We start from the raw sequence: 13,614 nt of genomic DNA, 5'->3' as shown, positions 1-13,614 counted from the left end.
TCAGTACTCCTCTTCCTGCAGTAATTGCTCGATTAAATCGAGTGAGAATCCTTTGCGGAATAAAAATTGTTTGACCTTCATGGCGCTTTCATATGAGCCGTCATAGCGGTATTTTCTAAACGCTTTTTCCGCGTGAAGGCGCAGCGCTTCTTTCTCTGTGTCTTCATCATTTTCATATTCAATCTGATCCATCGCCGCGCTGATAACATCAAATGAGAAGCCCTTGCGCTGAAGCTGCAGCTGGGCGCGCTGTCTGAGTTCTTTCGTCGAAAGCTTTTTATCTTTTTTGAGAAGCTTTTCAACATGCTTGACCGCTTCTCTTGTCTGATCTTCAAAGGAAAAGGAACTTAGCGCCTCCTTAATTGTATCGTCATCAATTCCCTTCGCTCTTAGCTCTCTGAACAAAACATCAGGGCCTTTTCCGTTTGTTTTTTTGTGAGTGCTGACATAGGCTGAGGCAAATTCCTGGTCGTTTAAGTACTTGTAATCGTTAAGCCTATGGATGACTTCCGCAATGACGGGGGGCGAGGTTTCTTTTTTCTTTAAGTGGTCCTCGACCTCTTTCGTCGACCGCATTCGATAGGATAAAAAGTCAAGCGCACGGTTGAAGCCTTTCTTCACTTCATCGCCGTATTGAATCTCAATGATGTCAAGATCATCGAGTTCTTTTCCCTTCTTGAGCTCAAATTTCACGAGCACATCCGCGTCCACGCTGAAGGCGTATTTATCATCCAGAAAAATATTGAAGCGTTCCGTATTCTTTTTTTGCGTTGATATTTTTGTAATAAACGGCATCTTAATCTCCCTTCTCAGGCCTGAAACGCGTTTTCTTTTATTACAATGAGGTAAAGTATATTTATTAGAACGATGAGGAGAGATGTTCATGAATATCGCAATGACGGGCGGAACCGGTTTTCTCGGCCAGCATCTGACAGGCGTTCTTATCCGCCAGGGACACCATGTTTATATTTTATCAAGAAACGCAAGAGAAACTGAACAAAAAAATATGACATATGTGCAATGGCTGACGGAAGGAGCCGCCCCGGAGCAGGAACTTCCTCATATTGATGTCTGGATAAACCTTGCGGGAAAATCGATTTTTGGCCGCTGGACAGAAAAAACGAAGCAGCACATTCTCTCCAGCCGTATCAATGCGACGCGTGAAGTGCAGCGGCTTATTCAGAAACAGAAGGAGAAGCCGAAGACATTGATCCAAGCCAGTGCCGTGGGTATTTACGGGACAAGCCTTGAGAAAACTTTCACAGAGGATTCTGCAACGTCAGATGAGGATTTTCTCAGCCATACTGCACACCTGTGGGAAAAGGAAGGACAGAATATTGAAGCGATGGGCATCCGGACGGTTTATGCAAGATTTGGCGTGATGCTTGGAGAAAGAGGTGCTCTACCGCTTATGGTTCTCCCCTATAAGTTTCTGGCCGGCGGAACGATCGGAACGGGAAGGCAGTGGCTGTCATGGATTCATGTCGAGGATGCGGCCCAGATGATCCGATATGCGGTGGAAAATGCCGGCATCTCAGGCCCAATGAATGTCACCGCGCCCAATCCTGTGGACATGAAGCAATTCGGAAAAGCGATTGCACGGGTGAAGCACCGCCCGCACTGGCTCCCCGTCCCGGAATTCTTTTTATCAAAAGCATTGGGTGAAATGAGTCTTTTGATTGTGAAAGGACAGCGCGCTCTTCCTAAAAAAGCGATAACCTCTGGATTTCGTTTTACATATTCGGATCTTGAATTTGCACTCTCACAGCTGATAGCGGACCGAAAGACTGTATAAAAACTGCAGGAAGCGTCAACCTTAAGAATAACATGGTTGAAGGAGGTCCTTTTTATGGAAAAAAAGAGGGAGAAGCACCAGCAAGGCGCCAACCTGAAGAAAATGCAGGAAGTTCTTTATTCAGGCGAATTTAAAAAAGCGGAAAAAGCTGCTAAGCGGAAGTAGGAATACATAGCCCCTTAAAACCAAATACTATCTTTGTTTGAGATCACTTTTTAGGGGGAATTTGATATGGGCAGAAATCATATCCACAAAAACCGTGATAAAAACAAACAAAAGCTTCCACAAGTTCCCGATGCATTAAAAAGGGAAACTGACGGCGTTTACGAAGAATATTCAACCGAGCTTGCTGATGCAGATGATCGCGAAGCGCAAGAGCGTGCGAAAGCAGCCGACAACAGAGCGAAAAAGAAATCTCGTTAATGAAAAACCCCTTGTCTCCGTTTGAGACAAGGGGTTTTTTACATTTCAGTGAACCGGTCGCGGATCGGTGTGCGTTTTTTCACTTCCGGCGCCTCGTCAGGATAACCTGTTTGTATGATGGCGGCGAAACGCTCATTATCCTGCAAACCAAAGGCCTGATGGACTTCTTTGTCATAAAGGATTTTTCCGCTTTTCCAAACCATGCCGATTCCTTTTTCCCAAGCAAGAAGCTGAAGATTTTGAATCAACGAGCTTGTTGCCGCAAAATCGTCGTCCCGCGCTCTTTCGTTTTCATCTTCCTGAAACACGACGAGGAGAAATCCCGGAACGCGCCCAAGTGTGTTTTTGAAATTTTGAAGCTTTTCCTCTGTCATATCCGGCTTGGATTTCTTAGAAAACGCTGCAAATGTATTGATGAGGTTCGCTTTACCTGTCTCACTGGAAACGTAAATAAATCTCCATGGCTCTGTCACTCTGTGATTTGGCGCATATTTTGCCGTTTCAAGCATGTCAAGAATGACTGCTGAAGGTACTGGCTCTTGTTTAAACTTTCGAATCGATCTTCTGCTGCGTATGATGTCCCGCAGTACTGAATGCTGATGTATTTGTTCGGTTTGAGGCATACCGTCTCACCTTCCTATGCAATTGAAAATGATTATCATTTCATAATGATAACGGAAAGTGCATCTTTTTGTAAACCATCATCCGTATTAGATTTTAAGAATACGGGTTTCTGAGTAAACGGCTGTTCCTGTCATGTTCACTTTCACATGGCCGCCGGCTTCGTTCATTTCGATCTCCACTTTTCCGTCTTTTCCAATTTCCTGCCCTTGTTCAATGATAAATTTATGCTGCTTGGCATTGCCATATTGTTTCATATAAGCCCCCATCACGCCGGAAGCTGTGCCGGTCACGGGGTCTTCAATTGTTCCCGAATACGGGGATGAAAAGTGGCGCCCGTGCAGGTCGCTGTCGGGATGAACGGTTTCAAAGGTAAACGGATGGACTGAAGCTTTTGGCAGATCAATTAACACTTCCGGAAATTGTTTGTTATCTGGCACCATTTTTTTGGAAGCCTCCAATGATTTAAGCGGAACGATGGCTGTCCATATGCCAGTGCTGCCAAACACAATCGGAAGGTCTTCATGAAAATCCTCTTCGGTGATACCCAGTGCGTCCGCAAGTTTTTTCCGATCGCCTGTAAATGGTTTGAATTGCGGAGAGGCCTGTTCAAGCGTGATATGAATACGGCCATCTTTTTCAGAAATCTTCACAGGCAGGATACCCGCTTTCGTTTGGATGCTGTACGTTTTACCGCTCTCCAGCATTCTTTTCTCACATAATGCGTAAAGAGAAGCAACTGTCGCATGACCGCACAAATTCATTTCGTGTCCAGGTGTAAAGTAACGGAGTTCAAGATCGGCCGACTCGCTTTTTCGGATAAAGGAGGTTTCTGAATACCCGGCACGTTCAGCTATGATCTGCATCTCGTCTCCCGTATAATCGTCTCCCTGCAAAACGACGCCTGCGGGGTTTCCTTTGCCGGGACTGCTTGTAAATGCTTCATATTTTAATACCTCTGCTTCTTTCATTCATCTGCCGCCCTTTCTTTATCAATGTCTCTGTCAGTATAGCAAAAATAATTACGAATCTTCAGTCATTATAAAAAAACCCATTTCCTTTTTTAAGAAAATGGGTGTAACGATCAAGAATTTCTTGTTTTATAGAGCAAATAAATAAAATAAGGTGCGCCGATAGCCGCTGTAAAGACGCCGGCCGGCACTTCCACCGGAGCAAATAAGGTTCTGCCGACGATATCAGCTGTTAAAACGAGCAGAGCTCCAATAAGTGCCGACGTTGGGAGCAGCGCGCCATAAGATGAGCCGACAAGCCGTCTTGCAATATGGGGCGCCATCAGCCCGACAAAACCGATTGTGCCGGCAACTGAAACTGCACAACCCGTAAGAGCCGTACTCAAAAGGAGCAAGAAAAAACGATTTCGCTGCACAGCGCTTCCTGCACCCGCCGCAATATCTTCACCCAGCACCTGTATATTCATATTTTTTAGCGCGACAAAACAAATGAATAAGAGAATGACAGATAAGATAATAGCTATTTTTACATGCTGCCAGTTTGACCCATAAACTGACCCAGTGATATACACATTGGCTTGTGATGCCCGGTAAATCGGGCCTTTGATCATTAGCAGGGTAGTCATCGCCTGCGCCGACATTGAAAATCCGATTCCGATAAGCACCAGCCGAAATGTGGAGGCGCCATTTTTGTATGCCAGTAAATAGACGATGAGTCCGACAGCCGATGCGCCGATAAATGCGGCTGCTGGAAGCCACGACAGACTGATCGTAAGTGAACTGCTGCGGTCTGAGAAGAACATCATTAAAAGCACGACCGCTACCGCCGCTCCTCCTGTTATTCCGATAATATCCGGAGATGCGAGAGGGTTTCTGACGAGCCCCTGCAATATCGCGCCTGCCGCTGCCAAGCAGACACCGGCGCATAAAGCTGTCAAAATTCTTGGCATGCGGAACGACATGATCATCAGTTCATCCAGCTTGGAACCTGCACCAAAGAATGTTTTTGCTACATCCCAGGGAGGAATAAACCTTTGTCCGAGACCTGCGCTTATGATGAGTACAGCAGCTGTTAACCCCAGTAAAATTAAAAAGACGATCCATGCTTTCTTTTCAGCCGCAGTAACGCCAAAACGAAGTTTCATAGCTTCGCCCCCCTTCTTGCGATGTACACAAACACAGGCATTCCGATGATGGCGGTCATGACCCCGACAGGAACTTCCTGAGGCATAATGATATATCGCGCACCGATATCCGCGCAAACAAGCAAAATGGCACCCAAAACAGCGGAAAATGGCAGAACCCAGCGATAATCATTACCAACGACAAAGCGGGCAAAATGCGGAATAATGATGCCGATAAAAGAAATCGGCCCGGCAATGGCGACAGCGGACCCTGCAAGCATGACAACACAAAGCGCCATCACAAATTTCAGCAGGCCCGTTTTTTGGCCGAGTCCTTTTGCCACATCTTCTCCCATGACGAGGAGATTAATTTTTTGGCCGAGAAAGAAGCAGATCACAAGCGCTGCCGCTGCATACGGGAGCATCGTCAACAGCAGATCCAGACTCCGGCCCTGCACAGAGCCAGTCAGCCAAAAAAGCACCTGGGCAAGCTCGAGTTCGTTGACAGACAGCAAGCCCTGTGTCAGAGAAGAAAACATGGCTGCCATGGCAGCTCCCGCCAGCGTCAGTTTGATTGGCGTCAGCCCTTCCCTCCCAAGCGAGCCTGCTGCATAGACGATCGCGGCGGTAAATGCTGCCCCCAGAAACGAGCTCCATACTAATGCCTGAGGTGACTGAATATGCAGAAAAAACGATCCGGCAACAATAAAAAAACCTGCACCGGCATTAATCCCGAAAATCCCCGGTGACGCAAGCGGATTTTTTGTGAGCGCCTGCATGAGAGCGCCTGCGGCTGCAAGCGAGGCGCCGACGACTGTCGCAACCAAAGCGCGCGGAAGCCTGACATCCTTGATGATGACATGCTCATTTGTTCCGTTGAAGGAAGTAAACGCCTGATAGACCTGTCTCCATGACGTACCTGTATAGCCGTACACGACGCTTGCGCAGACAGCCGCCAGTAAAATGAAAATCAGACATACTAACACAATCCATTTTGAAGATGCCTTTTTGCAGATCATGATCTAATTCTCCTAGTTATTTACTATGTAATGTTTGTTTTTGAGAATAATCCTCAATTAGGGATTGACACTCTTAACACTGCTTATTATGATCTAAATGATAATGAATTTCAATATTGGGAGGAAAAAGATGAAAAAGCATATCAGCATGCTATTCGTATTTTTAATGGCCGTTATGGTACTTTCTGCCTGTAATAGTTCAGAAAGTTCAAGCAACAGCGAGGGGTCAAGCAGCAAAACAAGAACGGTCAAACATGCAATGGGGACATCAGACAACATCCCCGCCACTCCAAAACGGATTGTTGTTTTAACTAATGAAGGAACAGAGGCGCTCTTAGCGCTTGGCATTAAGCCGGTCGGAGCCGTAAAGTCATGGAAGGGCGACCCGTGGTATGACTATCTGAAAGATGACATGAAAGGTGTTAAAAACGTCGGTCTTGAAACGGAACCGAATGTGGAAGCCATCGCAGAATTAAAGCCTGATTTGATTATTGGAAACAAAGTGCGCCAGGAAAAAATTTATGATCAGTTAAATGCGATTGCGCCGACTGTTTTTGCTGAATCTTTGGCCGGGAACTGGAAGGATAACCTGACTCTATACGCCAACGCGGTGAATAAGGCGGACAAAGGCAAGGAAGTCATTGCCGATTTTGATAAACGTGTTTCTGATTTAAAAAACAAGCTGGGCGACCAGACAAACAAAACCGTTTCAGTCGTACGCTTTTTATCCGGTGAATCAAGAATCTATTATACCGATTCATTCTCAGGGATTATTTTAGACCAGCTTGGCTTCAAACGCCCTGAAAAACAAGTAGAACTGTTCAAGAAACAAAAGGACCAATTTACGTTCTCAACTGACAGTAAAGAATCTATTCCTGATATGGATGCTGATGTGCTGTTTTATTTCACTTATAAAGCCGATAATGCAAAGGAAAATGAAAAATGGGCCAATCAGTGGACAAGCAGTTCACTATGGAAAAACCTAAAGGCCGTGAAATCAGGTAATGCGCATGAAGTCGATGACGTCGTATGGACAACCGCAGGCGGAATTAAAGCCGCAAACTACCTGCTTGATGATATTGAAACCTACTTCTTAAAAACGAAATAAAAAAAAGACTCCGTCTTATTAGACGGAGTCTTTTTTGCTTTTGCCAATCAGACGTGTAACGAGGAACATGGTGACAGAAAGAGATCTGTTTTTCCGATACGCTAAGTATTTCCCTCGCCACTCCGGTTTGTATTTTTCTTTAAAGGCTCTTAGGCCGCTGAAGCTGTACATGTATCTGACATTATTAAAAATGACAGCGGCAAACCTTTCGGACCAGAAGGATGTAAAGGCAGTGCCGACATTAGCCAAGGGTGCCATCCCCATATTAAATGACGTGCAGCCCTCTTCCTTTGCCCATAAAAACATACGGATAAACAATGCGTCCATAATGCCATTTGGAGCGTCGCCGCGATAGCGCATCAGATCAACCGATATCTCTCCTTCCTGGTACATCGGCATGACATTTGCGAATGCAACGATCTCTCCTTCTGCATTTTTCATATAGGCGATCGGCGCTTTCTGTAAATAGGAAGGATCAAAAAATCCGAGCGAGAATCCCTTCTCTTTTTTCGAGCCGAGCCATTCGTCTGAGATTTGCTTCAGCTCCTCCAAAAACGCATCAGAAAATGGGGGATGATCCACATGGAAAGTATACTCCTCCCGCTCAAAGCGGTTATTGATTGCCCGAAGGCCGGCTTTTTTCTTCCCAGTCAAGGTAAATGTATTTAAATCTACATATGCTTCCTCGCCCAATTTAAAGAAGTTGTAGCCAAAATCGTGATACAGCGCCATGTCCTCTCGTTCAATTTGATAGAACAAAACACTGAATCCCTTCTGATGCGCTTCGTTCAGAAATTCTTCCAGCACAAGCGGGAATGATTCTCTTTGGCCAGACGGATCGCCGAGCACGACCAGCCTTCTGGCGATTTTCCCAAACAGAAGCAGTGCATTCCCATCGCTGGAAAAATAAAACCGCTTATCTCCAAGAAAACCGAGATGGCTCAGCGCGTTGCCGCCTTTTTCATTAAGAAACGCAGCAAGACGCTCAGGGTCAGCTTTCTCTCCGATCGGTTTCGTTCTCTTATGATAGACCACTGTAAATATCAAGAAGAACAGCGGCACAATAATGATCGCCATGATGGTTGCATGTGTAATATGCGAGGTGCTGTGGACGAAATATTCGTGACGCAGCACCTTCTTCATCCGGTCCCAAATAAAGCCCGCGATCAGATTGTAGTTAAAGAGCGCCACAGTAAACAGCGCCACAGCGAATATCAATTGTCCCAGTGTATAGGATGCCTGTTCGCGGACAAATTGTTTTTTCAATAGCACAAGCAATACGATAATCATCGGCAGTACGAATATCGCGCTGATGTTAAGCCCTTTTAAAAAGCTGAACACAAAGCCGCCGACAAGCGCTGTAATGGCCATCGTATAGGAACGTTTTGTCCGTTTATAAAGCTCGATAGGCAAAATCAGCAGAATGAGCGCTGAGCTTAAGGACAGGCCGTTGAACAGCAAAAGCGCCGGGCGCGGAATGTGCGGTATAACCGTCAGCCGGTCAATCGGCAAGGAAACTGAGGCCAGGACAATCAGACCTGCTACGAACACAATAAGGGAAAGCGAGCCTTGCAAAATTCTCACTAATACCGCACGCTGAACAACAAGCAGAACGTTTGTCGTCTCAATTGCCGGTGCGATGCGCGGGTTCGTTTCGAGCCGCTTCATTGTATTTTCCGTCAGGTCGCCTGCGGCAAAGAACAGTCCCAAGATAAATGGGATAAATGAATAGGCGAGCCTGTACAACACAATAGAAGTAACGATGGCCTCCTGATGATAGCCAAGCTGCTCCATCCCCAGCAAAAATAAAAGGTCAAACGAGCCGAAGCCGCCCGGCACGAGGCTGATCATTCCTCCGATCGCCGCAATGACGAACACCCCGAACACATACCTGATATCTGCATGAATGCCCATAGCGAACAAAGCAAAATAGATGACGATCCCGGCCATGAGCCATTCAACAACTGAAGCTCCAATATATGCGAAAATCGGATTTTTCACTTTGTCCGCATTCTCTTCGTCCCCAGCTTTGCGGTCTTTTATTTTGGACACCGCCAAAGACAGCGGCAATATCAGCGCAAAACCGATAACGACCGCCCATAGCCAAGGCTTTTCATGAATCACTTCATCCACTGGCAGCACTCTCGCAGCGACGAAAATGCTGAAAACAGATAATCCGAGCAGCATAGATGATGTGAGCCAGGCGATTCCTTTCACGAGTGCCTTATGGTCTTTCGTATGCTCCTTATATAACATCATTCTTAACCCGACGCCGGCTAAACCGCCGAAGCCCAGCACATTATTAAATGAATTGGCGATCCAGGAAACCCTGAATACTTTTCCGTTTGTGATCGATAGGCGAAGTGAGTATTTCAGGACGTAATCATACAGCGACATGGCCGCAACAGCCAGCAAGCCGATCAACACAAGCATAAATAAGTCAGTTCGTTCCAGTCCGTTGATGACCATGAGCGTACGTTTGAATGACAGATTTGTCAGTTCTTTTTTCGATTGATAAATAACAAATAGCAAAACAGCAATAGGAAAAACGATTTTTAATATTGATAAAGCATTCTTTTTAATCAGCAATGGTCTCTCCAATCATATTCTAGTTCGATCCTCTCCCCCAATAATCTCCAACTCATTATACACTACCGTTATTTTTCGGACAAAGTCCCGCATGCGGTTTCTGCTCACTTTCTTTCAGGAGTGAAAATCGAGTAATATGGTAAGAGGAGTGAATGATGAGGAAGTGATGAAATGGAATATAATTTACACGATACAACAGTATTAAACGAAAACATTCTTTCATCGGAGGAACGGGAAATATGGGTGCTCTATATGAAAGTCTTAACTTCCGCCGGGCTCGGTGATGTGTCCGAGTGGATGAAGCTGGATATGAGCATGCCGCAAATGAAAGTGCTGATGCTATTAAACAACCATGGAACATTGAAAGTGAGCGACATTGCTGAAAAAATGGGGGCTTCCCTATCCAATACAACTGGGCTGCTTGACCGGCTTGAAAAATCAGGATTTGTCAAACGCTCACATTCTGAAGAGGACCGCCGCTCTGTAGTTGTTCAGTTGACAGAAAATGCGAAAAAGATTTTCCGGGGTTTGTATGAAAAAGGCCACCTGAAATTGAAGCGTTCATTAGAGCTGCTGTCCCCTGAAGAAAAGCAGGCTGTTTCCGAAGGGCTGTCTATCCTTTCAAGAGCATTAGAGAATGCGAAAAAAGAATAAATCTGTAAGTCTGTCATCCGCAAACTGCGGGAGCAGGCTTTTTTTATTTGACATTTAGTTCATTTAAAATGAATAATATACTTTGAGTGAATAAAAAAGGGGTTGATGAATATGCCTGAAGCATTAACAGAGCAGAAAGGCCAAAAGTGGGCGATCAGCCTGTTTACGATTGGTGTATTTATGGCTGCGCTAGATAACGGAATTATTTCAGCTGCCTTAACAACGATAAACGAGTCGTTTTCCGTTTCTCCTTCCTGGGGATCATGGGGCATTACCCTTTATACGCTCGGTCTTAGCGTCAGTGTGCCAATCGTCGGAAAGCTTTCCGACCGCTACGGCAGAAAAAAACTCTTTCTCATTGAGGTTTGCCTGTTCGGACTTGGTTCTTTGCTTGTTGCTTTGAGCCAAAGCTTCCCGCTCTTTCTGATATCGCGGCTGATTCAGGCGCTTGGAGGCGGCGGGATTTTCATCATCGGCAGCTCTCACATTCTCGCGACCCTTCCAAAGGAAAAACAGGGGAAGGCGCTTGGGCTGCTTGGCGCAATGAACGGGATGGCCGCTGTGCTCGGGCCAAATATCGGAAGCTTTCTGCTTGATTGGACCGGGTCTTGGCATTGGCTATTTTTGATTAATTTGCCGATTGCCGTGCTATTGGTTGTTTTCGGCGCATACTTTATCGCGGAAACAAAAGCACCTGAAGCTAAGCGCCTCGACACGGCCGGAATCTTCTTTCTATCCCTGTCGATTTTAGCCGTGATGTACGGCATGACGAACCTTGACGGGGCAAATCTCTTACACAGCTTGGGGAATCCGGAGGTTTATGGATGTATTATTTTTGGCATACTCTGTTTTGCAGCGCTTATCTCGTATGAAAAGAGAGTTGAAATGCGAGGAGGCGATCCCATTTTGGCGTATTCTCTGCTGCGAAACCATATGTTTCAGCGCACGCTTATCATCGGTTTGTTATCCGGGGGGCTCTTGGCGGCAGTCATTTTTATCCCGTCATATGTCGAGCAGTATTTGGGTGTCCCTGCCGCAAAAGCAGGCTATTGGATGACACCGCTTGCGTTGGCTTCCGGAATCGGCGCTTGGCTTGGCGGAGCGCTTACCGACAAAAAAGGTCCTGTAAAAACCGTTATTCTTTCGGGAATCATCTCATGTGCGGGGTTTGCTTTATTTCCGCTCTGGGTGACGGAAAAATGGGAGTTTGTGATCGCAAGTGTGGCAGCTGGGATCGGTTTTGGCTTTCTGTTAGGCGCTCCGCTGAACGTCCTTGTATCAGAAGCGGCAAAAACAAATAAGGGTACAGCTCTTGGCACGCTTTCATTAGTAAGGCAAATTGGACTGACCTTGGCGCCTACTCTTTATGCAGGTTTTATCACAGCCGGGTTTGACCAAATAGGTAATGAGATCAACAGCCGCTTATTGGACAGCGGATATTCAGAAAAGGCGATGCAGATGATTCCGGAGATCGACAGTTCTGATGTTTCTTCTTTACAAGAACAAATCGAACGCATTCCCGTTCCTGAAGTCAAAACCGCGATAAGCGACGCCATTCATGCGAGTGTCGCCAGCGGCTATGATCATTTATATGCAGCGGCTGCTGTGATCTCACTTCTGGTGATTGCTGCTATCAGTATTCCGGCTTTCCGCCGGCAAAAGCGTTAAGACCACCCCATTCGTCTGGAAAGCTCCGTAATATGAGCGATATGGTGATGTGAGTGCCAGACATACAGGCCGAGCGCGTTCTCCAGGGTAATGATCTCCTTTGTATCAGGGTGATAAAATCGGCGCTTAAATTGCTGATCCGTCAGAGTGCGGAGCAGAGCCGTCCATCTTCCGTGAAGCTCAATTTAAAACGAATATAGCTGTTCATATGACTGTCAGCCAGATGATGAATAACTTGCCGAACGGTCCATCCACCGTCCCGGTACGGTGTGTCAAGCTGGCTGTCCGTCATGCCCTCTACAGCTTGCTTCAATTTTGCCGGCACTTCTTCAAGTACTTGAATCCATTTATCTTTTTGCTCCTTCGATATGGATTCCCTCGGCTTGTATTCTCCTATTGGGTAGCTTAGATTGACTGATGTCATGCATGTTCTCCCTTCTATTCAATCTTCTCCTTTATTTTACAAGAAAAAGATTGTGTATACTGTATGATTTAATACACAACAAGCGGCAGGAGCCCCCCCTGCCGCTTGTTTTTCACCCTGCGTGATCACGCACTTCGACTGTTACCTTCTTCTGTTTTGGCTGATAAATTTTCCCCACAAATAAATACCCATATTTGAACTTATTCAGCGCCCATGAAGTCATAATCGGGCCGGCTGTACACACGGCAAACAACAGGAGAACAGCTGGTACGGCAGGAATTTCGGGCATATTCAAAAGCAACACGTAGCCTATAATCATAAAATAGGCATGAAGCAGATAAATCGAAAAGGAATAGTTGCTGATAAACATCATGATTTTCGGCACATGCTTCATTTTGGAGAACAAGTGAAAACACAGAAAAATCATGCTTGTTGAATACAGCATGATATCAGGCCGCTTCGAGCTGATCATGCCGATTTCACCCACATAAGAAACAGTGACAACCAGCGCCCCAGAAGCAATTGCGGCGCCGTACACCACCCAGCGGTATTGGTTCAGCAACGCTAAAAAACGCTTGTATTCTTTTCCGCAATAGTAGGCTAGACAAAAGTAGAAAAGCCAGCCTGCGAACGGAACCCAGAAGAACGGAAATGCCCCGCCCTCATCAGAAGCAGGAGCCGGGCTGGCTGCGGAGAAATAGCCTAAATAAGCGGCTGTCACCACAAATGAGATAGACAGCACCCATTTCGGCGATGCTTTTTTCAAATACTCATGAAACATCATATGCAGCATGTAAAATTGAAAGATGACGAGAATGAAGTATCCGATAAAGTTTCCTAAGAATACGTTCGCCAGATATTTTTGCACAAACGCGAGAAAGGTTACCTCTCCCCCCATCGCACTGGTCATCAGCAGCGCATCGATGGCCGCGATAAATAGAAAAGGAACAAAAATCACTTTTCCCCGCTTCTTTAAAAAACCGTCAGGCACCCCATCAGGATAAGAACGGGCCAGTAAAAATTCAGAGATGAAAATAAAAGCGGGCGTGCTGAACATCAGGAGTGTGCGGAAAGAATCAACAGTGTGAGAAATATCTGCAAGAGCTTCTGCCTGAAGCATCAGGACCATTGAAATGATATGGAGCAAGACGACACTTAAGCACGAAATGCAGCGGATCATAAAAATTTCTTTAATTTGCATAACAGCGCTCCTTTTAT

13 protein-coding genes and 1 pseudogene are annotated in these 13,614 nt (G+C 45.9%); 6 read left to right on the top strand and 8 right to left on the bottom strand.

What is annotated here, in order from left to right; genetic code table 11:
• Nucleotides 1–795: a recombination regulator RecX gene (gene recX / locus NSQ12_RS04530; RefSeq protein WP_041332784.1), complete on the bottom strand. Its 795-nt coding sequence runs from the start codon at nucleotides 793–795 to the stop codon at nucleotides 1–3.
• Between the two features lie 88 nt (nucleotides 796–883).
• Between recX and NSQ12_RS04525 the strand changes: the two genes are divergently transcribed.
• The 3 genes from NSQ12_RS04525 (at nucleotide 884) to NSQ12_RS04515 (ending at nucleotide 2,218) form a co-directional block, all read left to right on the top strand.
• The gene (locus NSQ12_RS04525) at nucleotides 884–1,795 is read left to right on the top strand and encodes a TIGR01777 family oxidoreductase (protein WP_198878901.1); all 912 of its coding nucleotides are present in this window, start codon (nucleotides 884–886) and stop codon (nucleotides 1,793–1,795) included.
• Between the two features lie 54 nt (nucleotides 1,796–1,849).
• The gene (locus tag NSQ12_RS04520; RefSeq protein WP_003223230.1) at nucleotides 1,850–1,960 is read left to right on the top strand and encodes a YfhE family protein; all 111 of its coding nucleotides are present in this window, start codon (nucleotides 1,850–1,852) and stop codon (nucleotides 1,958–1,960) included.
• 66 nt (nucleotides 1,961–2,026) lie between these two features.
• The gene (locus tag NSQ12_RS04515; protein WP_003233561.1) at nucleotides 2,027–2,218 is read left to right on the top strand and encodes a YfhD family protein; all 192 of its coding nucleotides are present in this window, start codon (nucleotides 2,027–2,029) and stop codon (nucleotides 2,216–2,218) included.
• 38 nt (nucleotides 2,219–2,256) lie between these two features.
• Here NSQ12_RS04515 and NSQ12_RS04510 read toward each other — a convergent pair whose 3' ends face one another.
• The 4 genes from NSQ12_RS04510 to NSQ12_RS04495 form a co-directional block, all read right to left on the bottom strand.
• Nucleotides 2,257–2,841, bottom strand: a complete 585-nt coding sequence (locus NSQ12_RS04510) for a nitroreductase (protein WP_003243940.1) — start codon at nucleotides 2,839–2,841, stop codon at nucleotides 2,257–2,259.
• Nucleotides 2,842–2,928: 87 nt separating this feature from the next.
• A complete protein-coding gene (locus NSQ12_RS04505) occupies nucleotides 2,929–3,810 on the bottom strand; it encodes a PhzF family phenazine biosynthesis isomerase (protein ID WP_339176044.1) in 882 nt (293 codons plus the stop codon).
• Nucleotides 3,811–3,923: 113 nt separating this feature from the next.
• Nucleotides 3,924–4,955, bottom strand: a complete 1,032-nt coding sequence (locus NSQ12_RS04500; protein ID WP_101501786.1) for an iron ABC transporter permease — start codon at nucleotides 4,953–4,955, stop codon at nucleotides 3,924–3,926.
• A complete protein-coding gene (locus NSQ12_RS04495) occupies nucleotides 4,952–5,953 on the bottom strand; it encodes an iron ABC transporter permease (protein WP_339176041.1) in 1,002 nt (333 codons plus the stop codon). The genes NSQ12_RS04500 and NSQ12_RS04495 overlap by 4 nt, the downstream gene beginning before the upstream one ends.
• A gap of 130 nt (nucleotides 5,954–6,083) precedes the next feature.
• Here NSQ12_RS04495 and NSQ12_RS04490 point away from each other — a divergent pair, with 130 nt between their 5' ends.
• Nucleotides 6,084–7,061: an iron-siderophore ABC transporter substrate-binding protein gene (locus NSQ12_RS04490; RefSeq protein ID WP_339176040.1), complete on the top strand. Its 978-nt coding sequence runs from the start codon at nucleotides 6,084–6,086 to the stop codon at nucleotides 7,059–7,061.
• 18 nt (nucleotides 7,062–7,079) lie between these two features.
• Here the strand turns inward: NSQ12_RS04490 and mprF are convergent, their stop codons facing one another.
• Complete coding sequence (gene mprF, locus NSQ12_RS04485; protein ID WP_015715530.1) at nucleotides 7,080–9,650, bottom strand: bifunctional lysylphosphatidylglycerol flippase/synthetase MprF; 2,571 nt, start codon at nucleotides 9,648–9,650, stop codon at nucleotides 7,080–7,082.
• Nucleotides 9,651–9,821: 171 nt separating this feature from the next.
• Between mprF and NSQ12_RS04480 the strand changes: the two genes are divergently transcribed.
• The gene (locus tag NSQ12_RS04480; protein ID WP_015252522.1) at nucleotides 9,822–10,304 is read left to right on the top strand and encodes a MarR family transcriptional regulator; all 483 of its coding nucleotides are present in this window, start codon (nucleotides 9,822–9,824) and stop codon (nucleotides 10,302–10,304) included.
• 111 nt (nucleotides 10,305–10,415) lie between these two features.
• Entirely contained in the window at nucleotides 10,416–11,972 is a 1,557-nt protein-coding gene (locus NSQ12_RS04475; RefSeq protein WP_213385776.1) for an MFS transporter, read from the top strand.
• Here the strand turns inward: NSQ12_RS04475 and NSQ12_RS04470 are convergent.
• Nucleotides 11,969–12,396, bottom strand: a pseudogene (locus tag NSQ12_RS04470) (metal-dependent hydrolase). The gene NSQ12_RS04475 and the pseudogene NSQ12_RS04470 overlap by 4 nt on opposite strands.
• 112 nt (nucleotides 12,397–12,508) lie before the next feature.
• Nucleotides 12,509–13,597 (bottom strand): acyltransferase family protein, encoded by a 1,089-nt coding sequence (locus tag NSQ12_RS04465; protein WP_144483443.1) that lies wholly within the window; start codon nucleotides 13,595–13,597, stop codon nucleotides 12,509–12,511.
• Between the last annotated feature and the right edge of the window lie 17 nt (nucleotides 13,598–13,614).

Source organism: Bacillus sp. PS95, assembly GCF_037963565.1.
Taxonomy (GTDB): Bacteria; Bacillota; Bacilli; order Bacillales; family Bacillaceae; genus Bacillus; species Bacillus subtilis.
The sequence above is the reverse complement of the archived record's forward strand: the minus strand, read 5'-3'. Positions and strand labels throughout refer to the sequence as shown.